Source organism: Pelobium manganitolerans (assembly GCF_003609575.1).
Taxonomy (GTDB): Bacteria; Bacteroidota; Bacteroidia; order Sphingobacteriales; family Sphingobacteriaceae; genus Pseudopedobacter; species Pseudopedobacter manganitolerans.
Genome location: NZ_MBTA01000029.1, coordinates 45,288 through 69,122 on the forward strand (window position 1 = coordinate 45,288; position 23,835 = coordinate 69,122).

Sequence of the window (23,835 nt, forward strand, 5' to 3'; positions counted from 1 at the left end):
ATCAGATTGCACATCTAATAAACAGGGAACCTACTCCAAATAAAACCTTAAAGCAAGCCCCTGTTTTTTTTATTTGTCTATTTTATAGCCGCTTAGACCGTAAAACATTATATATAAATAACACATGATCGGCAAAGCAAAAGCCACCTTCCAGCTAAAATGATCAATCAATAAACCTTGCGAATAAGAAATAACGGCTCCGCCGGCAATGGCGGTAGATAGCAAACCGGATGCTTGCGTGGTGTGTTTCCCGAGACCGTTTACGGACAGCGAAAATATTACCGCGAACATGATGGAGTTAAACAAACCCACACTAATCATTGCCCAAGAAGCTACCAAACCATTTGTTAATAGGGAAAGTACAATAACGGCTATGGCTGATAACGCACAGAACACCAAAACTTTTGACGCCTTGATATAATTCAATAACAATGAGCCCATAAACCGCCCAACAATCATACCGCCCCAATAAAATGCTACGTATGCGTTTGCTGCCTCTTCGGAAATCTTGAGTAAATCTGCGATGTAATTAGTTAAAAAAGTACCAATAGAAACTTCTGCGCCTACATAGAAAAAAATACCGGCAATGCCAAACCGCAAATTCCTAAAACTAAGTGCCGATTGCTGGCTTCCTGGCTCATCTGCCGGTTTCTCCTGTTCATCTGATGAAGTAGATACAACAGGCAGCTTTAGCATCAGCACCGCAAGAGCAATCAATATCAGCAACAGCGATATACCTAAATAGGGAGATTTTACCGCATCCGACGAAGCTGATTCTTGTATTTGCCCCAATATAAAGTAAGCACCAAAAATTGGCGCTACTGTTGTACCCACAGAACCAATGCCCTGTATAAGCGTTAACCTAGAAGAAGCAGTACGCGCCGGCCCCAGTACTGTAATGTATGGATTTGCCGCAACTTGTAAAAGCACAATACCTATAGCCAAAACAAAAAGCGCCGCCAAAAACAGATAATATTGGTGTACCACCGCAGCCGGATAAAACAGTGCCGCCCCAATTGCCGCTATACCAAAACCGGTAACCATTCCTTTTTTGTAGCCGATTCGTCCTACTAATTTTCCGGCCGGGATAGACATAATGCCGTAGGTTAAAAAGAAGTAAAATTGAACTAAGGATGATTGCGAATAGTTTAGGTTAAAACCTTTTTTAAAGAAAGGCACCAACGTATCATTTAAACAGGTAATAAAGCCCATCATAAAATAAAGTACAGCAAGCGATATTAAAGCCGGTGTATAATTAACTTTTATCGGCTCTGAAGAAACTTGCGCTTGTGTTGCTGTTGATGGGATATTTGCCATTTTAATCTTGTAAAGTTGTGGCCGCTTTTTTTGACGCGATGAATTCTAGTGTTTGATAGCATTGATAAAGGCCGCGCGGTACGTGAAAGCACCCTTTCCACTTGCCTCCTTTTAAAGGTAGCAAAACTTTGCCTTCTCGGTTTAAATAGCCAAACCACTCGCCATATTCTGGATCAGGGAAGTGGCTCCAAGTATATTCATGTATTTTTTCAAACCACTGCCAGCATCTCTCATCGCCAGTGTACAGATATCCTTTAAGCATGCAAACCGTTGCTTCTATATGAACCCACCACAACTTTTGGTCCCACTCTAGCTGTTGTGGCGGCGCACCTTTCACATCTTTAAAATATAATATGCCACCGTGTTCTTTGTCCCACCCGTACTCCAGAATATTTAGGGAAATATCTACTGCTTTTTTTGTTAATGCTGTATCGGAAGTTTTCTCTGCCAAATCCATAATAAACCACATCGCTTCTAAACCGTGGCCCGGATTTATTAAACGGCCTTCAAAAGAGTTGACGAAAGCTCCATTTGGAGCTACGTTTTCTAGAATTAAACCTAGGTCTGGATGATAAAAGACATCCATTACAGAACCTATAGCGTCTTTAATGGTGTCATCAACTAGTTTTTCATCTAAAAGATGCTCTACCTCTAATACCAGGTTAGACAGTATCATTGGTAATGAGAAGCCTTGGATGGGACGCGTGCCATCTACTCCCTTGTTATAAATGCCTTTAGGGTTATCTTTCCGTTTTAAGATATTGAAGAATGTTTGGGTGGCTATATCGCCAAAATCTTTACGTCCTGTAGCTTTGTACAGTTGCCCAAAAGCCATAGTTGCAAAACAGTCAGAAAAAATATTGTAGGGCTGTACCAAAGCTTTACCCTCGCGGTTTAAAGAAAAATACCAATTGCCGGCTTCATCGCGTCCGTTCTTCATTAAAAAATCGGCGCCGTTCAGTGCAATATCCAACCATTCTTGTTTTTGCTCTACTTGGTTATAAAGCATTGCAAAACACCAAACCTGCCTGCACTGTAGCCAAATAAATTTATCGGTATCATACACTTTACCCGTGCGGTCTAAGCAAGTAAAATAACCTCCAAATTCACGGTCAATTGAATGATCGGCCCAAAAAGGCACAACATCGTCTAGAAGATTTGTGCGATACATATCCCTATATGCAGCGAGAGTTTTTGACATTGATGATGATTAGTTAAATAAAAATAATAATTGGATGCTAAACCTCCGCGCTAAGGAGTTAAGCAATACGTTTAGATTCCAATGCTAAAATTAGTAATTTTTTTAAAAAACTAAAATACTTTTTAATTTTATTTAAAATATGCAGTCATTAATACTTAAGGCACCAATTAATCTGCAATCATCAATGCAATAACCTGCTGTGCCTCATTTTTAATATTCGAGGTTTTGCTAATATCCCACAAACTACTATTTTCCTGATGCAAAGCTAAAGTGCTTACTATCCAACTTTGAGTCCAGCCGGTAAGTGTGCCCCAGGCGCCCCAACCTGCATCGGCATTTGAGGCCCAATACTCCCATCTGTTATAATCAAATGCGCGGAACCACGCTCCGTCTAAATCTTTATGCGTTTTACTTTTCACCTGAATTTTCACTAAAAAATCGGCTATTTTATCTACCGCAACTTTATATTTATCTTCGCCGGTTGCCCTTGCAGCCTCATTAAGCGCAAAAAAACCGAAATTGGTGGTGTACAACATATCTGCAACGGGATCTCCGTTTACGGCAATTAAAGGAGCCTCTGTCTTTCCATAATCGGCGTTGGTTTTGGTTGCACCAAACATACCTTCCGATGAAGATCCGAGCTCTTCTCTAATAGCGCCCGACTCATCCATGTTTTCTAAAACCTTATCGGCTATTAAACTTAGCCATTCTCTATGCTTTGGCGTATCTTCTACCCGTACTAGCCAAGCCAACGGCAATATCATTCTGGCGCGTTCCTGCTGTATACCGTTTGTCCATTTCCAGTCCGGGTACTTTCCCATGGTTATAGCTATAGCCTTTTTGGCCTGCTCTAGAAATGGTTTGTAGCCAGTCTTGTCATATAACCACAGATAACAGGCCCACATCCAAGACTCAAAATGAGGGTGCGGATAAATTAAATCTCTATTTTGAAGCGCTTTAAGCCCCTTCTTCACTATATCAACATCTTCTAACCGCTCTCCCCGGAAACCGTTTTTGCCTGTAGTTCTAAAGTTGGCAATAATGGCTTCAGCAATATATTTATCCCATTGGCTATCATTAAGTCTGGCAGATGCACCAAGCGCACCCAAGATCACTCGCGCATTATCGTCTCCGTAGTAAATGTAGGGGTGCGTCATACTCCAACCTACCAAACCATAAGCCGGCGATTGTGGGTTGTTCCGATTGTCGCCTCTCAAAATAGAAGTTTTAAAGACGTAGTTGAGTAGGTTTTTTGCCACGGTTTTATCTCTTTCGGATGCATTTTTTGCAGATGTAAGCGAATAAGCTACTTCAGCATTACAATCCGCACGCATCCAATATCTATATATCTGTGAGCCGTCTATCTGGATACGGGACAAATGCCCTTCAAGTACACCTAAAGACCCATCTCCAACAGGAACAGATTGGCTCAAAGGCGGCCCCGCCGGGTTAAGGCCATCCCCCTGCCTTTTCAAAAACTGCGCTTCCCAAGATGGGTGAACAAAAAATCTCCCTTTATAAAACCATTCATTGCCACGTTTAATGGCTTCTTGGTGGTCTTTAGCGGTAACAGTATAGTTTTTAGCAAATACAGGCGAAACCGGCAAAGGCCAAACCTTAAAACTCCATTGCGTTTTTGGATGTAAATAACTGAATATGTATTCCCAAACTGGCTTAAGATGATCCACCGGCCCAAATCGGGACGTTAGCAGGTTAGATAAGCGTGTAGTTGCTACCAACGCATTTCCTTCTTTAAATAACAGTGGATCGTGTCTAACGTCGCTGACTCCGTACTGCGCGTCATCAAACCCGGCAACCTTAGCAACAATAATTAGAGGGTTCTTTGCTTTGGATTTTACAAAATAGGCATTATGAACTGCAAACAAATCAAGCGAATCTACGCCTGGGATGATATTTGTAATCACAACGCCACGTTCTAATTGCGTTTGCACAGTATCTTTACTTACCGCTAAACCTGTTTGCACATCCGGATATTCTACAAATACCTTTAGTTGCTTTTCTTTTATAATTTTTGCTACTCCCGGAGTATAAGAAAAACGCTTTTGAGGGTATTGGTTAGCAACAAAGATAACTGCTCCACCAATTTTAGCTGCATTTACGGCATCTATCTGCCGTTCTATATTTTGAAAGCTGTAGTTATTGGAACGCAAAATATTCACAATATCGTTTTTACCGTCTGAACAAATAATAACTTGGCTCGTAGTTGTTTGTGCGCAAACTGTATTTACAATTAAACATATGTAAAATGCGAGAAGTGCTTTTTTAATCATTATTTAGGATTATAGTTAAAAGGAAAAGATGAGATTCTTGAGGAAAATAAAGATGAACTTGTCAAATAATAATAATTTTATGGAGTTAGCCTATGTGCTTATTAACGCGAACTTTTACCTGCAAACTGTTTAACCCGTAACTTAAAAAAGCATAAAGATTATTACGCAGCTGTTTAGATTAATAAAAACTGATTTTTTGAGTGAGCACCTCATCAGACAGACGAACACAAACCACGTACACCCCCGGAGAAAAATCAAAAGTATCAAATTCCAGATTATTACGCCCAATAATTATAGGAATATTAGCTTTTCTAACCAAGCTACCATTCGCATTATAAACTCTTACGCTTGCATTAGCTTGAGCACAAGACGCAACAATGGCCACTCCAAGACTTTTTCCTGAAGAGAAAGAAGCATATAATTTTTCTTGCGCTAAACTGAAATTGGCGGTTATTACCTTCAACCTGCTTTTTGTGCCGTCCACATCCAACAGTTCTAAAGCATAATAATTACGGCCACCAAACGGAACATTATCTGTGTATTGATAGTTTGTTACAGCAGATGTATTGCCTTTGGCGGCGATTTGTGCAATTTGTTCAAAGCTTTTCCCATCTGCAGAGCGCCATAAAACAAAATGCGAAGTGTTTTTTTCTGCCGCAGTGGCCCAGTATAACTTTACGGATTGCGACAAGGTTTTCAAAGAAAAATCAAGCAGGGTTACCGGAAGAGTAGCATTTCTTAGCTTCAAAATATAATCCGCATTGCTTCCGGCGTGCCCGTAACCAAAGTTCCGTTCAGATTCATTACTAATTATACCACTTAACCCAACCTTGTCATCCGAAGGGGCGGCTAAAAACGCGGCCGCCATAAAACATACAATTAGCTTCATAAAGGATTTTAAATAGAGGTTCATTAATTACAAAGCCAATTTATAAATTTTTTTAATAACTTGGTGCTATTACAAATTTTTATATAAATTAATATCGCTTATGAACAACGCACTTACCTTCTTTATTCTATCATCTATCTCTTTTTCGGCATTTGCGCAGAGCGTAGTTATAAACAGAGTGTTTAAAGGAGCGGGAAGCGACGGACAATATGACGCGATAGAACTGCTGGTTGTAGAAGATCATATTGATATGCGCAACTGGATTTTAAAAGATTACGCAAACAATGCACGTACCGGAGTAGATGGAGACTGGGGAGCAAAATTAAGGTTTAAAGATAAAGCACTTTGGAAAAATCTTAGATCTGGAACTACAATTGTTATCAGAAAAGGCGACGCAAACGGGCAGAACCCGTCACCAGACCCCTTATATCAAGAAGACACGAATGCTTCTGATTTTACAATTGATATTAGCGCACACAATAAGACCTTGCTTAGGCCACTGGCCAGCCCTAACGTTGCAAACCCGCCTACTTATTCGCACAAAGATTTAATCCTGGGTGGCACGGAACTAGTGCTTCTACGTTGGGATGACGGATTTGGTGAGGGAATGGGCTCTGCCAATGCTGTTCATGCTTTTGCTTACGGAGACCTGTCATCTTCTGCTCACTTTGCCGGCATTGCATCCCCAAAATTGCACCACACTTCGGGCCCAGTTGCGGGCGGCTATGCTTATGCAAAATTGGCAAACAAAAACATAACTGACTATGCTACAATTGCCGGCACCAGCGCCAATCCTAAGCCACCAATCTATACCCCGCCAGCTAACAACAACGAGTCTTTGGCGCAAAAGCTTAAAAATAATTCCACATTGGTTAAAACTATAATTAATGAAAATATAAGATACAATTACCCAGGAGTGAAAGAGGTTTATATCACTTATAAAACTGCGTCAGACGCAAATATGACGCTTTACATTTTGGATATAGACTTAACCGACCCTAAATTAAGTATAGAAGTGGGAACACAAAATGACAAGTTTGTAGCTAACGGCACACAAACCGTATTGGATATGGTGTCGGCAAAAAATGCAAATGTTTTTGAAAAACACGTAATAGCAGGTATAAACGGCGATTATTTTGATTTTTCTACTGGCATTGCAAATGCATCTATTATTAAAGATGGAACCATCGTAAGAGATTACATGAGCGCGGGCTATAAGTTTTTTGGGCAACTGGATAATAAAACCTATAAAATTGGCGAACAGCCGGAATACATTAAACTGAAGCATAAATTTCAAGAGCTAATTGGAGGCAGATATCCTTTGATATTAAACGGCACCATAATCAATTCTACGGACGGTGCAATAGCTCCGCGTACCGCTATTGGCCTTATTAACGAAAAAAGAGCTATCATGATGGTAGCCGACGGACGTCAGGCACATTCTGTAGGTTACAGTTTGCCACAATTGGCAGAGGCAATGAAGGCGTTGGGCGCAAAAGATGCCGTTAATCTTGACGGGGGCGGTTCTAGCACCTTTGTGATTAGGGAAAGCAATGGAAATTCTGTTATAAAGAACGCTCCGTCTGATGGAAGTCCGCGAAAGGTCTCCAACGCTTTATTTTTGATGCGGAAAACAGACTAGCATTTCCGCGTAGGTAAAGAAATAGATTTATAACGAAAAAGCAGGAAGATTAATCTTTCTTGCTTTTTTGTTTAGTTAGAGTTGACGCCCACTTGTCGGTCTATAATTATTTTGGCTTAATACGTATTAAATCCACTCCAACGCTGGACCAAATAGAGGCTAAACTAAGAGATACATATTATAGCGAATATTGGCTTAGTGTGCTCCGTCGATTGAAAGCGTTGGTTCCTGAACACTTAATGATAATGATTTTTGAGGATTGCAAAAGAAAAAACCTTTTATTGCAATGCAGTAAATTATATATTAATCCCCAATAACCAGCCATATTTTAAATAAATCTTAAAAGATGACCATTAGAAATGCCTGGCCTTCAGGAGATTTTTTTTCAATTGCAGTCACCCTTTAAAGCTCCCTAGTTGTTGTAGTGATTAAATGATTTATCCGGCTTTCCAAAACGCTGACATACGCAAAACTGTGCTGGAAAATCACTTTGCCAATTTTAAATCAATTATTGTATTACTAAAAACTTAATTATGAAGCTGAAATCTTTACTAATTTTATTCTTGGCGTTTACGTATCTAAACGCAAACGCACAGTCTTTTACAACCAACTGGGAAAAAGGCGAGTTGAGAATCCGGTTGCGAAGAGCCGAATAAAGATATGCAGCTAGAATATAATTTGGTACTAAGGATTCCCTGTCGGCCCATAGTTTTGCAAATAATTCGTGCACTACGTCTCTACATTCTTCCCTATTTTTTAGCCTTTTATATGCAAAAATATATAAAGGCCCTTTATCCTGGTATAGATTTCAGCATAAGCGGCCTGGTCGCCTTCTTTCAATAAAAGAAAAAGCTCAGCATCAGAATGTTCAACATGCCCTGCCATCTGTAGTTAACACATTAAAAGATATTTTAAGAAATCGGTTTATAAGACCTCAATTTAAATATTTTTTAATATCAGTAAGGCTATCTCGAGCAGGACAACTATAGAGATTTTGTTTCTGTTAGGGCAGGAATTATTTAACCGAGCTAATTCTGAAAGGTTTCTTACATGCGCTATCTGCGGCTTTCTGAGCTAGCTCTGTTTCTTTTAAGGTTAGCCCCTGCGGATAAAAACCGTTGCCCAACGCAGGCTCCTTAAATATCTTTTGATACCATGTACACGAAGCTATATATCGCCCCACTAAATAACTCAAGTGAATATCATCCCTGTTTATTTCATCGTCAGAAAACCAATTTCTGGCATTTTGTATCGCCGTGCCCGAAGGTATAAGCAGATCAAAATGATATTTATAGTAAATTTTTTTAGATGTCTTTGTAATAGATTTATACATTTTAATCTGACTAAAATCGTAAACAGCAAACACCGGAATTGTTGCAGATTGTTTATATGCCCAAGTTTGGTGCAGAATGTATTGCGTATGCGGATTAGAAACATAGCTCTTCAAATATCGCAACACCTGGGGAAGAGGCTCTTCATATGTTTTTGCCAGTCCGGATTTGTTGCTGACCTGTTGTAAGCTGATGTAATCCCACTTTTCATCGGCCAATGCATACGAGATGGAAGTTTTTGCTCTTTTCTTTTTATTCCCCAGCACATCTATTTTCCGATAATTATATGCAGGCTTATCATCCAACGCATTTTTACAGTGCAAATCAAGGTCTGCGGCGCCAATAAACAAATTTCCGACGATTATTTTATGCCCCCCCGCTATAGCCAAACCGGACAAAAAATGCTCTATGGCATCTTCAGAGAAACTGTTGCCAATTGCCAAAATACGCACTACACTATCAGCTTGATGTTGTAATGAATGCTTAACTCCCAACGTTTTGCCCGTAACGGCAACAGCAGAAAACAAGAGCAAAGAAAGGACAATAGTCCTAGTTAAGGATTGATACAATTGCTTAATCATCATAAAATGAGATTATAAATAAAGAGATACAACTAAACAAAAAATCCTCCGGCGTTTGCCGGAGGATCCACACATTATTGCAAAAACCTATTTCACTATTTTAACTGTTTTAACCTCATTATCTGCTGTTAACGTAAGCACATACATACCAGGCGCTATATTTCCTGGGCGTAGCGTAATGCTATTGTTGCTATCGTGCAGCGTTACTTCGTCGCTCCAAACAATTTGGCCGTTTAAACCAACAAGTTTTACTTGGCCAAGGGTGTTTACCTCAGAAAATACCCCCAGCTGTATCTCACTATCAGAAACAAAATAAGCGTTAATGCTTTTGCCATTTAAACCAAAGTTTACGGCAATTGGCGCAGATTTTTCTGAGCTACCATCAAAATCTACCTGATTTAACTGGTAGTAATTTACACCGTCGGCAGGGAATTTATCCACGTAATTGTAGTTGCGCACCTGAGCCGAGTTTCCGTTGCCCGAAACTGTCCCCAACTTGGAAAACTCTTTGCCATTAACAGAACGCAGAATATCAAAATGCGAGTTGTTGTTTTCCGAAGCGGTAACCCAGCTAAGTTCTACCGAGTTGTTGTTAGCTTTACCACTAAAAGAAGTCATTTTAACAGGTGTAACTGTGAAAGGCTTTGGCGCAAAAGCGATGCCTCTAAAGTTTACAGAAGCAGAAACAGGGGTGTAACTTGTACTTGCATATAGAATAGTTGTTATCTGTTTTGATGCATTAAAGTCAGTCGCCGGCTGGGCTGAGGTATACGTGGTACCGCTCATGTTAGCCGATACAGGATCATTCAAGCGTGCAACAGTTGGCGCGCCACCTGATGGAGCTGTTGTTATAAACAGCTGTGCATCCGTGCCTGATATCCTGCCCGTAATGGCTTTAGCGTCTTTAAGTTTTGCATGGGTGTAATTACCTAATGCGCTCCAGTTGCCTACACCAGGAACTATTTCTCCGTATGAATACTTTCTAATAATGGTGTTAGCACCAGTAGCTACGTCTAGCACGTATATTAAATCTGGCGTACCGTCGCTGTTAGTGTCAAATAGAACAAAGTCATTGGGTTGTACCAAATCTGGCAGCTGAAAATCAGTATAGCCCGTAGAAGCGTCAGTAGTTGGCGTAGGCAAATTATCAGATTTTTTACCTATTACACCAGCTAAACTTGAAGAGCTACCGGTACCAGCAGAGATGTACAATTTACTATTGAAAATTTTGAGGGCAAAGTTGGCTCCGTTTCCACCCAAACCTGGTGATGATTCAAAATCTGCGATCGCGCTCACACCGCTATTAAAGCCTAGAGGCACGTATCTTACCCCGCCTTGGGTGCCAACAGTGTAAAATCCGCTGCCATCTGCAGAAGTAACTTGGCGCCCAACGTTTCCTACATCGTCGGTCTTAATTGCCGTTGTGGTGTTTACCTTTCCGTTTCCAGAGACGGTACCTATCACTTTTGGATAGTTTGCATAATCGAGACCATCTGCAGGCCCATCAAGTCCGAAAACGGTTAAAAAACGTCCGTCAGCCGATAAATCCATTAAACCTTCACGCGCTTGGCCAAACAAGCCGGCCATCATTCTTCGGTTTGCTCCATCGGTCGCTGTTGGCAAAGGGATAGAACGAACCAAAACCCCTTCAGGTGTAATTTCATCAATAAAACCTGGCGCAATGCCATTGTTTACAGCACTTTTTGTAAAACGGTAAATAGCCAAATTTCCAGGCGTAAACGGAACTTCGCCCACGGATGGGGCAGGTTGCGCATAAACAAATACGCTACTTAGCGCGAACAGTGCTACAGAGAGGAGAGATCTTTTCATAAAATAAGATTTAAATAAAAAAATTGGTTAGTCGTTTCTTCTTTTTCCAAGAAACATAGCTAAAGATATTAATTTTTTTTAGTAACTTAAAACTTATTAAAAATTTTTATACGTTTACGGTACTCCAATAATTATAATTTTCCAATGAGGTCAATAATTTTTTTTACACATTTAGTGTTGGTACTTACATTTATAGCTTGCTCGAAAAGAAATGACAGTTCTATTCCGATTACCACGCTTCCATCACAGAGCGATTCTCTTTCTGTTTTAATTGCCAAAAATACCGGAGCTGTTAAAAAAATATTAAAAGATAGTTCAGTAGAAAACTTTTCGGGATTTAAAGAACATTACATTGACTATCTTAACAAGGCTGACAAACCAATTGCATTATATTTGTTAACGGTAGATTTAAATAACCCGAAACTATCTATAGCAGTTGGCACGCCCAACAATGTAAACAGCTTGGGAAGCACACAGCGCGTATCGTCTATGATAACCGCAAGAAACGCCGATGAAGCAAGCAACACCGTTCTTGCTGGAATAAATGGCGACTATTTCGACTTCTCTACAGGTATTCCTTTGGGACCGGTACATAAAAACGGGGTTCAGTTGCGCACAAGCATAAGCAGTGGCTATAAATATTTCGGCCTTTTAGATAACGGCAATTATATGATTGGAGGTTATGACGACTATATCACCTACAAAGACCGGTTGCTAGAAGTGATTGGCGGTCGGCATCATTTGCTTACTAAAGGAAACGTGATTACACAAACAGATGTGAGTGTTGCTCCCCGGACAACTATAGGCCTTAGAGATTTTAAAAAAGCGGTAATTATGGTGGCCGATGGTCGACAAAACGACCACTCTGTGGGGCTGACGCTTGAAGAATGCGCTAATATATTGAGAGCAGTTGGTGTAAAAGATGCGGTAAATTTAGATGGGGGCGGATCTAGCGTTTTAGTTAGCAAAGACAAAAATACGGATAAGTACCGAATTAAAAATAAAGTTTCGGATGGTAGCGAGCGCGCTGTAGCTAATGCGTTATTTATTGTTCAAGAAAAATAAAGATTGATACGGTTGCTCTTTGACAAGGGCATTTAATGAGGCCTCTGAACTCGGGCGTGCCGGCTCCAGACTTTAAGTAAAAGCTCGGGATAATCTGTGGTAATATAATCTGCACCTCGGTTTAAAAAAAACGACATATCTTCCTCTTTATTCACTGTCCAAACGTTTACTGTTAAACCCATCTTATGCGCATCAGCAATCCAGGTTGTAAACTTTTTGTAAAAGGACATATGAAAATCTAATCCGGTCAACCCGTCCGATTTTATTTGCTGGGGCATGGTATTGCCGTTTAAGTAAGCTGTTTTAAATTTTGGTGCAACTTTCTGGATGTACTTTAAGGCATCGTAGTCGAAAGATATAAATTCAATCCTATCCGGCCCACCCATCTTCTTGGCCAAATCAACTACCATCCTTGTTGCTCTAAGGGTTCTTTCTTTGCTGATAACAGACGGTTTAATTTCGCAAATTAATTTAGTCTGTTTTTGGTTTAAACCTGCTTTAAAATATTCTTCCACAGTTGGGATAGACTCTCCGTTGTTATGTTTTTTAGTTAGCAACTGTGCATAGCTTGATTTTTCGATCTCCATTCCGTAAAATTTGTCATCATGGTTTACAACCAGCACATCATCTGCTGTAAGATGTATGTCAAACTCTGAACCTGCGCAGTTTAAACGGATGGCTTCTTGTAAGGAAGCTATGGAATTTTGCGGAAGCGCCTTGCCTTTCCACGCCCCGCGGTGCGCAATCACCGGATTAGTAGCCTGCATATTTTTAGAACTCAAATCTGATTTTATAAAGCACCCAGAAAAAAGGGTTAACAAGAATATATATAAGCTAGATATTTTAACGGATGTTGCCAAAATTGTACAAGATATTTAAAATAGAATTTTTAGCGATTTGATTTTGTCTAAAATAACGCTTAAATACCGAGAATCTTCTCGTTCAGGCCAACGTTAGTTTTGGTACTCGCAAAATCATCGAAAGCTTTATCCGTTACACGGATGATGTGGCTATTGATAAAATGGGCTCCCTCTCTTGCACCATCCCAAGCGTTTTTAAGTGCGCATTCCCACTCCAATACTGCCCATCCTTTAAAATCATATTGCGCCAATTTGCTAAATATGCCCTTAAAATCAATCTGGCCATCACCTAAGGATCGAAACCGGCCTGCCCTACTGACCCAAGACTGATAGCCTCCATAAACGCCTTGCTTGCCGGTTGGCCTAAATTCTGCATCTTTAACATGGAACATTTTAATGCGTTCATGGTAGATATCGATAAAGTCCAGATAATTTAGGCACTGCAATAAAAAATGTGAGGGATCGTATAACAAGCAGGCACGAGGATGATGGTTTAGGTTGTCGAGGAACAGATCGTAAGTTGCGCCATCGTATAAATCTTCCCCTGGATGAAGCTCGTAGCATAAATTTACCCCAAAATCTTCGTAAACATTTAATATAGGCTCCCAACGGTCCGCCAATTCTTTAAACCCTTCTTCTACCAGACCTGCCGGGCGTTGTGGCCAAGGGTAGACTGTATGCCATAGTAGCGATCCGCTAAATGTAGCAACGTTTTTTAAACCTAAATTTGCAGAAGCTTTAGCAGCTAACAATAGTTGTTCTTTGGCCCATTGAGTGCGGGCATCTTTGCTGTGCGAATATTTTTCTGGTGCAAAATTTTTAAAAAAGTCATCATAAACAGGGTTAACCGCCACCAATTGGCCTTGTAAATGGGTTGAGAGCTCAGAAATCTCTAAGCCATATCCACAAATTACACCTTTTATTTCATCAGCATAGTCTTTACTCGTTGCAAGTTTTTCTAAATCTAAAAATCGCGAGTCATTTGTAGGTAGTTGCAATGCTTTATAACCTAGTGCAGCTGCCCAACTACAAATTTGATCTAAACTGTTAAAAGGAGGCTCGTTGCTTATAAACTGCGCAATAAAAATTCCCGGGCCTTTAATTGTTGTTGCCATCGTAAACTTTAAAATCTGTCCATTTCAAATTAGATTCTCCTGATTGTATTACACTTTCTATAAATGCCATACCACGGATACCCTCTTCCATGCCCGGATATTCTACCAAATCGTGCTGTTGGTTTATACTGAATGCAAAATTCCTGTACAGATTTGCAAAAGCTTCGATGTAACCTTCTGGGTGGCCCGCAGGCGTACGTGTGTTAAAATTTGTTTGTGGATGAAGCATTGCGCCTCCGGTGCGGTAAATTTGTTCGGCTTTGTCAAGCAGTTTTATGCGCAATGTATTTGGATTATTGTGCTCCCATACTAGGCCACCTTTATCCCCATAAATTCTTATGTTCAAATTATTCTCTTCGCCTGCAGCTACTTGCGTGGCTATAAGCGCCCCACTTGCTCCATTATTAAACTTTAACAAAACAGCTCCGTCATCATCTAAAACCCTGCCTTCCACTACTTTGTTAATATCTGCACAAACCTGGGTTAGCTGCAAACCGCTAATATATTCTGCCAAATTAAAGGCGTGTGTTCCAATATCGCCCATTGCCCCGGCTAGGCCACTGGTTTCCGGATTAGTGCGCCACTGCGCCTGCTTACTTCCTTTTTTCTCTAATTGGGTGCTAAGCCAACCTTGCGGATACTCGACATAAATTTTTCTGACGGTACCAATGGCTCCCTTTTTTACCTGTTGCTTAGCTTCCTTTACCATTGGATAACCGGTATATGTATGCGTAAGCATTAACTTTTTTCCGCTACGTTCATACACTTTTTGCAACTGTTTAGCTTCCTTTAACGATAAGGTAATAGGTTTATCTAAAACCACGTGGAATCCATACTCTAAAGCTAATTTCGCGGGATGATAATGCAAATGATTGGGTGTCACAAGTGCAACTGCCTCCATGCGTTCTTGAGCGGGTAGCAAACTTTCCTTTTCAAACAACTCCTGATAATTGCTATAAATTCTAGATTCATTTAATCCAAAACTTTTTCCGCTTTCTTTTGATTTAGTGGCATCACTACTGAACGCACCGCAACAAAAATCATAAAGACCGTCCATTAGCAAAGCATTTCGGTGAACTGCACCTATAAATGCACCTTGTCCACCTCCTACCATTCCTATTTTAATTTTCTTCATCGCAAAAAGCAATTAAACCTGCAAAGTACTATTCTTAGTTGTAAGAGATTGGACCTCCGTATAAAAATATACAGCCCCAAAAAAGCTACGAACAACACTATCGGAATAATAAGCGTGGACCTTAACACCTCGGGGCCGGCTAAATTTTTTGCGCTGGCCAAAACATTTGCCATATCAGAACCGTTAGGCGCTTCCAAATAACTTTGTAAATCTGCTTGGGGCGGAAGTTTGCTCATAATAAGCTCATTATAAAACCCGCCTATAAATATGGTATAAATAGATACTGCAAACATACCCGCCCCCCCATTAAGTTTAAACCAAGTGCGCCCGATTTGGGTATGCGCTCTGCTACAAACCCAATCATAGTTGGCCAAAAATAACATACGCCCAAACCGAAAACCAGTGCCGCAAAAAAAATGGGTTCACCTTTTAAAACACTTAATAAATATAACCCGGTTGCAGAAAGCGCCGCTGAAGCAATCAACACTCCTTCTGCAGAGAATTTATTTAATATTGGTCCCGCAAGTGCACGTCCAACCACCATTACTCCGGTAGTTAAAGTTAATATCAGAATTGCGTTGTCCGTAACATTTGCCAATAATACATCTATCCACTGGCTTGTAAAAAGCTCTGTGATAGATGTCCCAAACATGCATATAAACATAAAGATAAATAGAGGAGATGTAACAGATTTGTACATGGTTGCTGTTGAAATTCCTGCAGAGACACGTTCGGTTACCGGAAAACGATATTTTAACACCAATATTCCGTAAACTAACGTAGGGATTAACATGACTGCTATCTGAAACTGCCAATGTATATTAAAATGGTTTGCTACAAAAACTAGCACAGTACCCAAAAAGATTCCGCCGGGGAACCAAAGATGGAAATGGTTGAGTTTCGTTGTTTTCTTGTCAGGATAAATGGTTGCTACAAGTGGATTACAAGCAGCCTCAACTGTTCCGTTGGCAATGCCGATAAGTAGCGTTGAAAAGAATAAGGTGAGGTAACCTTGGGCAAAAATAGTTGCCAAAACACCTACAAGATGAAAAACGAAGGCTAAGATGAGTAGGCGCTTAATCCCTATCACATCTACCAACATGCCCGCAAAAATTACTGCCAATGGGAAGCCCCAAAAAGCTGTTGCGGTAATCAACCCAAGCTGAGACGTGTTTAATAAAAAATCTGCACCTAAATGATTCAAGATGCCTGCCCGTATTCCAAAGGATAAGGAGGTCACCAATAAGGCGAAACAACTGGTTACAAAAAGCTGTTTCCGATATGCTATTGTCATAAATTACAATTTTACTGAGTAAAAAGCGCTTGGAATTCTTATTTTGTAATTTTTGTTATGTGCCCTTGCGCACCGTAATAAAGAATATATAAATAACACGGAAGCATACACCACAGAAAGGCTGAGTGTGGCCCCGCGGAACGCTCAAAGGCGGCATAAATTTGGGGAATAATGGCCCCTCCGGAAATTCCCATAACCAAGAGTGCAGAACCAATTTTGGTAAAACGTCCAAGTCCTTTAATGGCCAGCGGAAATATGGCTGGCCACATCAATGAGTTAGACAAACCCAACAAGGCAATAAAAAAAATGCTGGTAAAACCTACGCTTAGATAAGCTCCTAAAGTAAAAACAACGCCTGTAACTGCAGAAACCATTAATGCTCGCTGCTGACTGATATATTTTGGGATACAAACAATACCTATAATATAGCCTACTACCATAGCAATAAGGGTGTAGGAGGTGAAAATTTTAGTCTGATTTAAGCTTAAGCCCAACGACTGCCCATAAGGTCCAATTACGTCGCCGGCCATAACCTCAACACCTACGTATAAAAATAAGCAGAGGATTCCTAAATTAAGATTTCTGTAGCTAAAAACATTCTTTTTCGGCGCTACGGTTACGCCATCGTCGCCAATCTCATCACTATCCGTGTCTATTTCGGGCAGTGTAGAGAAGATGATGAGCAACGCCAGAATAAGCAACACCGCTGCAATAACGACATAGGGCAGTATCACACGCTGAGCCAGCTCAGACAATAATAAACTATGTCGCAAAGGATCTGTAATTGTTTTGGCTTTATCTTCAATTTCTTGAGCGCCATTCAATACCAAAGCACCTAAAACGATGGGACTAAGTGCTCCTGCCGCTTTATTGCAGATTCCCATTATGCTGATTCTTTTCGCAGCACTTTCTATTGGGCCCACGATGGTAATATAAGGATTAGATGCGGTCTGTAGCAACGCAAGTCCCATTCCTTGCACAAAAAGGCCGCTTAAAAACAAGGGGAAGCTGCGCATGTATGCGGCTGGCACAAAAACGAGCGCACCAACCGCCATAACCATTAGACCGACTGCCATTCCTTTCTTAAAACCGGTCATTTTCAAAATGTAAGAAGACGGAATAGCCAGAAAAAAATAGGCCATGTAGAAAGCAAAAGTGACTAACAATGCTTGTGCGGTGCTTAGTTCACAGGCGAGCTGTAAAAAAGGTATAAGCGTACCGTTTAGCCATGTAACAAAGCCAAACACGAAAAAAAGTATTCCAATAATGGCTACCGGCCCAAGTCCTTTAGCAGCAGATGATGTAGAACTGTTCATAAAAATGTTTTAATATTTAAAATTCCCACTTCACGAATGCTTCCATAGCTTCATACTCGGCCAAACCTAACCGGTCATACGCTTTAGCTGTTTCACTGGTGCGCTCTTCGGCACGTACCCAAAATTCGCGTGCATCCTCTCCCGGAAAAACCGGCATATCTTTCTGTGATTGGTGCTTGAAAATCGCCTGTCTTTTTTTAAGCACCTCCTGTGGCGATAGCGGTACGGCCATCTGAATTTCATGAATCTCAAACTCGTGCCATGCACCTCTGTAAAGCCACAACCAGCAATCTTTCACCCATTCTTCTGTTTGCTTTAAACGCTTTAGCGCTTCTAAAATAATATTGAAACAAACTTTGTGGGTGCCATGTGGGTCGGCAAAATCACCGGCTGCAAAAACCTGATGTGGCTTTACTTTTTGCAATAAATCCATGGTTTGCTTTATGTCGTCTTCAAAAACTAGATCTTTAGCGGTTTTGCCACGGTCGTAAAAAGGTAAATCCATAAAATGGATATTTTCATCGGGCAAACCGGCAAACCGGGCTCCGGCAATAGCTTCGCCTTTTCTGATAAGCCCTTTAACCATCAAAAGTTCGGGAATATCTGGCTGGTTTGGGGTTTTTGACGCCAAAAAATCCTTCATACGCTGATAGGTGGCTTCTAAATCAGTGCAGCTTTCCTGACGTGCTTTCGCAAAATCTATGTTAAACTCAACAAAGCGCAGGGCATCTTCGTCCCATACCGCCGTATTTCCAGAAGTTTGGTAAGCTACATGTACATTATGGCCCTGGTCCGCAAGTCTAATAAATGTACCGCCCATAGATATCACATCATCATCCGGATGGGGAGAAAAGATGATAGCGGTTTTGCGCGCTGGTTTTGCACGCTCTGGGCGCTGACTATCGTCCGCGTTTGGTTTGCCACCCGGCCAACCTGTAATGGTATGTTGTAGCTGATTAAAAATGTCTATGTTTAGATTGTACACCGGCCCCATTTCCGTTGCCAGCTGTGCCATTCCGTTGTTGTTATAATCGTCTTCGGTAAGTTTTAATACCGGCTTTTGTGTGATGTCTGCCAGCCAAATTACTGCTTTCTTTATGGTATTGCTATCCCACATGCAATCTCTTACCAGCCACGGTGTATCAAATCTTGTTAAGTCAGAAGCCGCTTCTTTATCTAACACAAACTCTACGTTAGGAGAAAGTTGCAGATAGGTTGCCGGCACATCTGAGGATATCTCGCCCTCAACAGCCTTCTTAATTATACTGGCTTTTTTCTTGCCCCAAGCCATCAATATAATCTCGCGAGCTTTAAAAATTGTACCTACCCCCATCGTTATTGCTTTGGTGGGCACATTTTCTTTTCCACCAAAATCTCTTGACGCATCTCTACGGGTAAGGTCGTCTAAGGTAACCAAACGAGTACCAGAATTTGGAGCCGAACCAGGTTCGTTAAAGCCGATATGACCGGTTCGGCCAATCCCAAGGAGCTGAAAATCAAGCCCGCCATAAAAAGTGATTTTTTTCTCGTAGTTGAGGCAATATTCTGCAACAGACTTTTCTTCTAAGGTACCATCTGGAATATGTACATTCTCACGCACGATGTCGATGTGGTCAAATAGCTGCCGGTTCATAAACGTTACATAGCTTTGCTCTGCGTCTGGCTTCATCGGAAAATATTCATCCAGATTAAATGTGACTACATTTTTAAAGCTCAAAGCTTCTTCTTTATGCATCCTTATCAACTCGGCGTAAACTTTTATGGGACTAGCACCGGTTGCCAATCCTAGTACTGTTTTTTTGCCAGATTCATCATTTTTTTTGATTAAAGCTGCGATTCTTTGCGCGATTTTTTTTGAGGCCAGCTGCTGGTTGTCATACACTTTAACTGAAAGTCTCTCAAAACGTGTTTCTTCTAATAGATTTAAACGAGACATGAATAAGGTTTATGTTAAACTTCAAACTTATACTTTTTATTTTAAAAACACAGCTCAATTAATAATTTTTTTTAATAACTTTGTGAGGTATATTTAATCAGATTCATCCAATTAAAAATCTAACTTTATGATCTTAATAGCCGATAGTGGCTCAACTAAAACCAGTTGGTGTTTGCTAAATCCGCCAGGAAAGGATTTTCACTTTAGCACTCAAGGCTATAATCCTTATTATATGGATGCGGGCACCATCATAGCATCTATAATGCAATCTTTACCTTTAGAAGTGTTCACCGAACGGATTCGAGTTGTACATTTTTATGGGGCAGGGTGCTCTCAAGAAAAAGCCTTTATCGTGGAAAAAGCGCTCACTAGTGTTTTTCCTAATGCCACAATCTCAGTAAAAATCGATTTATTGGCAGCAGCTAAATCTGTATTGGGGAACAAAGCAGGCTTTGTAGGCATTTTAGGAACAGGAACTAATAGTTGCATGTACGATGGGAAGGATATTGAACACGTTGTAGACTCTTTAGGATTCATGTTGGGCGATGAAGGTAGCGGTGCATATATAGGGAAACAATTGTTAGTTGGGTATGCTCGTGGCTTTTTACCCGACGATCTAAAAGAGAAGTTTTATGAAACTTACAGACTAGCACCCGAAAATGTTGTGGATAGAGTTTATAATTGCGAACTCCCAAACACCTATTGTGCAAATTTTTGCATATTTGTAGGGGACAACATTTCGCATCCATTTATATCAAATTTAGTTAGATCGGCTTTTGCAGATTTTTTTGAAGGAATAGTTAGTAATTATGCAAACTATAGGGATTATGAATTCAATTGTGTTGGATCTATAGCACACAGCTTTTTGCCCCAATTAAAAGAGGTTGCTGCACAATATGGGATGAAAATTGGTAACATCGTACGCAACCCTTTAGATGGACTAATCAATTATCACCGTAAAACTATCAGTTTTGAGCGAGTTTGAAGAACAAGCGTCAAGTTTTTCATATGAGCACAGTTAGCTCAGAATTTGAAATGGCGATTATTACCACTTTATCTTTAGGATTTGTTATTACCTTTGCAATTTTTATCTTTGGATAATATAAACGCAGTCAATTAAAATCAAGATAATGTAGAGTAACACGAGAGTCCGATTTTTTTTAAATCGCACTGATTTGAAACACAAGCTGTTAAATGTAGCGTTCGAATCCCACTCTCTCCGCAAGATGGAATTGAGTAAATTTCCTCAAAGGGTTGTTCTACATAAAACAACCCTTTTCTTTTGAACCTCAATAGGTTATGACTAAAATTAGGATTTACACGATGTATTCTAAACATCCCATCTCTGAAAATGGGTTCTTCATGTTTTGAACACCTCATCTAAATAGCGTATCGCTGGTTCAATAAAACTTCTTCAAAACAGCAAGCCCGTTAATAGATATTAAGTATTTAAAGAAATACAAATGGGTTCCGGTATTCACTAGCCTCTATTACTTTTAAACATGCTTCTTTTCCAGAGATTTTATCTTCTGTAGAACTTTCGGCAGATTTCTGCTAAATCTCTTGTGGACCAAAACAATCAGATATTTGACCTTCTTCTTATGCTTTCTAATAAAATTCTCTAACGTAATCGTGGTTGCCATTCAGGGTTAAGTTACCTCGCAAATTAATCCGGACGGCCACGGAACAGCTGCTCTTAAATAAAATTATTTTGCTAAAATTTTTAGTATTAACTTTGTGATGTAATCAAGACTATTATAAAAAAGACAGCATGTGCGTAAGAGAAAAGCAAAAGAAAATCATTTCGCAGCTTCGCAGAGACATCTTCCATCTGGAAGGGTTCAGGCCCGAAAGTGAAAGCAAGTCCCTTCGCCTTGGTCTGGGTGTTCTGGAAGATGCTTTTCCGTATGGGGTATTCCCTACGGCCGCCTTACATGAGTTTCTGTGCGAACAGGATGAAGACGCTGCCGCATGCAGTGGTTTTCTTTCCATTTTGTTAGGCCTTTTGATGCAGAACCAGAAACCCTGTATCTGGATAAGTTCTTTTCCAATGGTCTTCCCTCCTGCCCTTAAAATTTTCGGAATCCGTCCGGACCGTATCATCTTTGTCCGGCTGCACCGCGACCGTGATATTCTGTGGGCTATGGAGGAAGCCCTGAAGTGTAACGGCCTTGCTGCTGTGGTCGCCGAGCTCCGTGAGCTCAGTTTTTCCCAGTCCAGGCGTCTGCAGCTGGCTGTGGAGCATAGCAGGGTAACCGGCTTTGTACTGCGCCGTGATGTCAAAAAAATCAATACTACTGCCTGCGTGGCCCGCTGGCGTATCAGCCCGCAGCCCAGTCTGCTGGAAGACGGTCTGCCGGGTGTGGGCTTTCCGCAGTGGCAGGTAGATTTGCTGAAAGTCAAGAACGGACAGCCCGACAGCTGGAACATGGCATGGACACCGGAAGGATTTGTATTTGACAGACAGGAGAAAACAGGGGAATTCCCCTGGAAAAACAGGGAAAGTATACAAACCGGAAGCTGATGCAGAAACGTTATCTATCCGTATGGTTCAAATTCCTGCTGCCCAACCATCTGGCTGTTTCTAGGCCGGAGCTAAAGGAATCCCCTTTGGTCATAACGGTACAGGAAAGGGGAAGGCAACTGGTGAAGTACTGCAATGCACCTGCCCTACTGCAGGGTATCAGGCTCGGCATGACGGTTGCAGATGCCAAAGCTTTAATCCCTGCTATTATATTGGAAGGTTACCGGGAAGGCAGTGAACAGCTGGTTTTGAAGGAACTGGGGGAATGGTGCATCCGCTTTTCGCCTATTGTGGCCGTTGATGGCACTGATGGCCTCCTCATCGATCTGACGGGCTGCAGCCATCTGTGGAAGGGAGAAATTCCCTATCTGCGTGACCTGCTAGACAGGCTAAAAGCTAAAGGCTATCAGGTTCGTGGAGCTATTACCGATACGATAGGCTCTGCCTGGGCTATTGCCCGTTTTGGCAAAGAAAAAGCCATCATTCCAATACGAGAACAGTACCGTTTCCTGCTATCCCTGCCTCCTGCTGCACTCCGTTTGGACATTCTTATAGTACAGCGCCTGCACAAACTGGGCATGCACCGTATTGAAAATTTCATAGACCTTCCCTGCTCGGTACTGCGCCGCCGTTTCGGAGAGGCTCTGCTGTTGCGCATTGCTCAGGCACTGGGCAATGCCAATGAATTCATTGAGCCTATTTCTGCTCCCGAACCTTATACCGAACGCCTGCCCTGCCTGGAGCCGATACGCACTGCAAAAGGGATTGAACTTGCCATTAGCCAATTGCTGGAAAGCTTATGTATCCGCCTATACGGCGAAGGAATGGGCTTGCGACAGGCCGTATTGAAATGTTACCGGGTAGACGGACAAGTGGTAAAGGTGAGTATTGGTACTCACAAACCTTCTCATCATACAGGACACTTGCGCAAACTACTAGAAATGCGCATTGCCCGTATAGAGCCTGCTTTGGGAATTGAGCTTTTTGTATTGGAAGCTTCTGGAATTGAAGCGGTGGAAGTATCGCAACAGGCTATTTGGGCAAACAGCTCCGAAAAGGATGAAGTAATGGTTACTGAGCTGATGGACCGGATTGCCTTGCGAGTTGGAAAGAATGCCATACAGCGCTATCTTCCACAGGAGCATTACTGGCCCGAACGTTCGGTGAAGGCTGTCAGCAATCTAGATGAACAAGCCTCTATTCCATGGTCTGCGGACAGGCCACGACCTACGCACCTACTTGCCTGTCCGGAGCCTATCCGTGTGACTGCCCCTGTTCCCGATTATCCGCCTATTCTGTTTATCCATAAGGGACAGAAACATGCGATTAAAAAAGCGGATGGCCCCGAACGTATTGAAAGAGAATGGTGGCTGGATACCGGAGAGCATAGGGATTATTATACGGTTGAGGATGATGCCGGCAGACGTTATTGGCTGTTCCGGTTAGGGCATTATCAGGGGCAGCAGGACCAATGGTTTTTGCATGGATTTTTTGCTTGAGGGAGGTGG

Annotated in this window: 18 protein-coding genes and 1 pseudogene; 6 read left to right on the forward strand and 13 right to left on the reverse strand. The window is 41.3% G+C overall.

What is annotated here, in order from left to right; translation table 11 throughout:
* Positions 1-69: 69 nt before the first annotated feature.
* The 4 genes from BCY91_RS15790 to BCY91_RS15805 all read right to left on the reverse strand — a co-directional run bounded on the left by BCY91_RS15790 (position 70) and on the right by BCY91_RS15805 (position 5,698).
* A complete protein-coding gene (locus BCY91_RS15790; RefSeq protein WP_120183018.1) occupies positions 70-1,317 on the reverse strand; it encodes a sugar MFS transporter in 1,248 nt (415 codons plus the stop codon).
* Between the two features lies 1 nt (position 1,318).
* Positions 1,319-2,518 (reverse strand): AGE family epimerase/isomerase, encoded by a 1,200-nt coding sequence (locus tag BCY91_RS15795; protein ID WP_120183019.1) that lies wholly within the window; start codon positions 2,516-2,518, stop codon positions 1,319-1,321.
* A gap of 167 nt (positions 2,519-2,685) precedes the next feature.
* On the reverse strand, positions 2,686-4,809 hold the full coding sequence (locus BCY91_RS15800; RefSeq protein ID WP_120183020.1) for a hypothetical protein: 2,124 nt from the start codon (positions 4,807-4,809) through the stop codon (positions 2,686-2,688).
* 178 nt (positions 4,810-4,987) lie between these two features.
* Entirely contained in the window at positions 4,988-5,698 is a 711-nt protein-coding gene (locus BCY91_RS15805; RefSeq protein WP_182995416.1) for a T9SS type A sorting domain-containing protein, read from the reverse strand.
* Positions 5,699-5,798: 100 nt separating this feature from the next.
* Here BCY91_RS15805 and BCY91_RS15810 point away from each other — a divergent pair, with 100 nt between their 5' ends.
* Both BCY91_RS15810 and BCY91_RS17985 read left to right on the forward strand, forming a co-directional pair.
* Entirely contained in the window at positions 5,799-7,340 is a 1,542-nt protein-coding gene (locus tag BCY91_RS15810; RefSeq protein ID WP_120183022.1) for a phosphodiester glycosidase family protein, read from the forward strand.
* Positions 7,341-7,873: 533 nt separating this feature from the next.
* Positions 7,874-7,996 (forward strand): hypothetical protein, encoded by a 123-nt coding sequence (locus BCY91_RS17985; protein ID WP_262696867.1) that lies wholly within the window; start codon positions 7,874-7,876, stop codon positions 7,994-7,996.
* Positions 7,997-8,025: 29 nt separating this feature from the next.
* Here BCY91_RS17985 and BCY91_RS18105 read toward each other — a convergent pair.
* The 3 genes and pseudogenes from BCY91_RS18105 to BCY91_RS15825 form a co-directional block, all read right to left on the reverse strand.
* Positions 8,026-8,070, reverse strand: a pseudogene (locus tag BCY91_RS18105) (hypothetical protein); the annotation flags it as partial.
* Between the two features lie 285 nt (positions 8,071-8,355).
* Positions 8,356-9,255 (reverse strand): DUF4886 domain-containing protein, encoded by a 900-nt coding sequence (locus BCY91_RS15820; RefSeq protein ID WP_245989196.1) that lies wholly within the window; start codon positions 9,253-9,255, stop codon positions 8,356-8,358.
* An 84-nt stretch (positions 9,256-9,339) separates the two neighbouring features.
* Positions 9,340-11,082 (reverse strand): T9SS type A sorting domain-containing protein, encoded by a 1,743-nt coding sequence (locus BCY91_RS15825; protein ID WP_120183024.1) that lies wholly within the window; start codon positions 11,080-11,082, stop codon positions 9,340-9,342.
* 144 nt (positions 11,083-11,226) lie between these two features.
* Here BCY91_RS15825 and BCY91_RS15830 point away from each other — a divergent pair, with 144 nt between their 5' ends.
* Positions 11,227-12,147 carry a phosphodiester glycosidase family protein gene (locus tag BCY91_RS15830; RefSeq protein WP_120183025.1) on the forward strand — a complete coding sequence of 307 codons (921 nt, stop codon included), beginning with the start codon at positions 11,227-11,229 and terminating at the stop codon, positions 12,145-12,147.
* Positions 12,148-12,179: 32 nt separating this feature from the next.
* Here the strand turns inward: BCY91_RS15830 and BCY91_RS15835 are convergent, their stop codons facing one another.
* From BCY91_RS15835 to nagB, 6 genes are all read right to left on the reverse strand, one after another.
* The gene (locus BCY91_RS15835) at positions 12,180-12,929 is read right to left on the reverse strand and encodes a glycerophosphodiester phosphodiesterase (RefSeq protein WP_245989198.1); all 750 of its coding nucleotides are present in this window, start codon (positions 12,927-12,929) and stop codon (positions 12,180-12,182) included.
* 137 nt (positions 12,930-13,066) lie between these two features.
* Positions 13,067-14,122 carry a sugar phosphate isomerase/epimerase family protein gene (locus tag BCY91_RS15840; protein ID WP_120183027.1) on the reverse strand — a complete coding sequence of 352 codons (1,056 nt, stop codon included), beginning with the start codon at positions 14,120-14,122 and terminating at the stop codon, positions 13,067-13,069.
* Positions 14,106-15,257: a Gfo/Idh/MocA family protein gene (locus tag BCY91_RS15845; protein ID WP_120183028.1), complete on the reverse strand. Its 1,152-nt coding sequence runs from the start codon at positions 15,255-15,257 to the stop codon at positions 14,106-14,108. The genes BCY91_RS15840 and BCY91_RS15845 overlap by 17 nt, the downstream gene beginning before the upstream one ends.
* Positions 15,258-15,516: 259 nt before the next feature.
* Positions 15,517-16,461, reverse strand: coding sequence for an MFS transporter (locus tag BCY91_RS15850; RefSeq protein ID WP_245989200.1), 945 nt, complete (start codon positions 16,459-16,461; stop codon positions 15,517-15,519).
* 128 nt (positions 16,462-16,589) lie between these two features.
* Positions 16,590-17,867, reverse strand: coding sequence for a sugar MFS transporter (locus BCY91_RS15855; protein ID WP_120183029.1), 1,278 nt, complete (start codon positions 17,865-17,867; stop codon positions 16,590-16,592).
* 16 nt (positions 17,868-17,883) lie between these two features.
* Entirely contained in the window at positions 17,884-19,803 is a 1,920-nt protein-coding gene (nagB, locus tag BCY91_RS15860) for a glucosamine-6-phosphate deaminase (protein ID WP_120183030.1), read from the reverse strand.
* Positions 19,804-19,930: 127 nt separating this feature from the next.
* Here nagB and BCY91_RS15865 point away from each other — a divergent pair, with 127 nt between their 5' ends.
* From BCY91_RS15865 to BCY91_RS15875, 3 genes are all read left to right on the forward strand, one after another.
* On the forward strand, positions 19,931-20,788 hold the full coding sequence (locus tag BCY91_RS15865; protein ID WP_120183031.1) for an N-acetylglucosamine kinase: 858 nt from the start codon (positions 19,931-19,933) through the stop codon (positions 20,786-20,788).
* A 786-nt stretch (positions 20,789-21,574) separates the two neighbouring features.
* A complete protein-coding gene (locus tag BCY91_RS15870; protein ID WP_120183032.1) occupies positions 21,575-22,327 on the forward strand; it encodes an ImuA family protein in 753 nt (250 codons plus the stop codon).
* Positions 22,327-23,826: a Y-family DNA polymerase gene (locus BCY91_RS15875; protein ID WP_120183033.1), complete on the forward strand. Its 1,500-nt coding sequence runs from the start codon at positions 22,327-22,329 to the stop codon at positions 23,824-23,826. Before BCY91_RS15870 ends, BCY91_RS15875 begins: the two co-directional genes overlap by 1 nt.
* The last annotated feature ends 9 nt before the right edge of the window (positions 23,827-23,835 follow it).

Bases quoted from the DNA above. Each gene is read 5' to 3' on its own strand.
- BCY91_RS15790 (WP_120183018.1), bottom strand. From the start codon at position 1,317: ATGGCAAATATCCCATCAACAGCAACACAAGCGCAAGTTTCTTCAGAG.
- BCY91_RS15795 (WP_120183019.1), bottom strand. From the start codon at position 2,518: ATGTCAAAAACTCTCGCTGCATATAGGGATATGTATCGCACAAATCTT.
- BCY91_RS15800 (WP_120183020.1), bottom strand. From the start codon at position 4,809: ATGATTAAAAAAGCACTTCTCGCATTTTACATATGTTTAATTGTAAAT.
- BCY91_RS15805 (WP_182995416.1), bottom strand. From the start codon at position 5,698: ATGAAGCTAATTGTATGTTTTATGGCGGCCGCGTTTTTAGCCGCCCCT.
- BCY91_RS15810 (WP_120183022.1), top strand. From the start codon at position 5,799: ATGAACAACGCACTTACCTTCTTTATTCTATCATCTATCTCTTTTTCG.
- BCY91_RS17985 (WP_262696867.1), top strand. From the start codon at position 7,874: ATGAAGCTGAAATCTTTACTAATTTTATTCTTGGCGTTTACGTATCTA.
- BCY91_RS15820 (WP_245989196.1), bottom strand. From the start codon at position 9,255: ATGATGATTAAGCAATTGTATCAATCCTTAACTAGGACTATTGTCCTT.
- BCY91_RS15825 (WP_120183024.1), bottom strand. From the start codon at position 11,082: ATGAAAAGATCTCTCCTCTCTGTAGCACTGTTCGCGCTAAGTAGCGTA.
- BCY91_RS15830 (WP_120183025.1), top strand. From the start codon at position 11,227: ATGAGGTCAATAATTTTTTTTACACATTTAGTGTTGGTACTTACATTT.
- BCY91_RS15840 (WP_120183027.1), bottom strand. From the start codon at position 14,122: ATGGCAACAACAATTAAAGGCCCGGGAATTTTTATTGCGCAGTTTATA.
- BCY91_RS15845 (WP_120183028.1), bottom strand. From the start codon at position 15,257: ATGAAGAAAATTAAAATAGGAATGGTAGGAGGTGGACAAGGTGCATTT.
- BCY91_RS15855 (WP_120183029.1), bottom strand. From the start codon at position 17,867: ATGAACAGTTCTACATCATCTGCTGCTAAAGGACTTGGGCCGGTAGCC.
- nagB (WP_120183030.1), bottom strand. From the start codon at position 19,803: ATGTCTCGTTTAAATCTATTAGAAGAAACACGTTTTGAGAGACTTTCA.
- BCY91_RS15865 (WP_120183031.1), top strand. From the start codon at position 19,931: ATGATCTTAATAGCCGATAGTGGCTCAACTAAAACCAGTTGGTGTTTG.
- BCY91_RS15870 (WP_120183032.1), top strand. From the start codon at position 21,575: ATGTGCGTAAGAGAAAAGCAAAAGAAAATCATTTCGCAGCTTCGCAGA.
- BCY91_RS15875 (WP_120183033.1), top strand. From the start codon at position 22,327: ATGCAGAAACGTTATCTATCCGTATGGTTCAAATTCCTGCTGCCCAAC.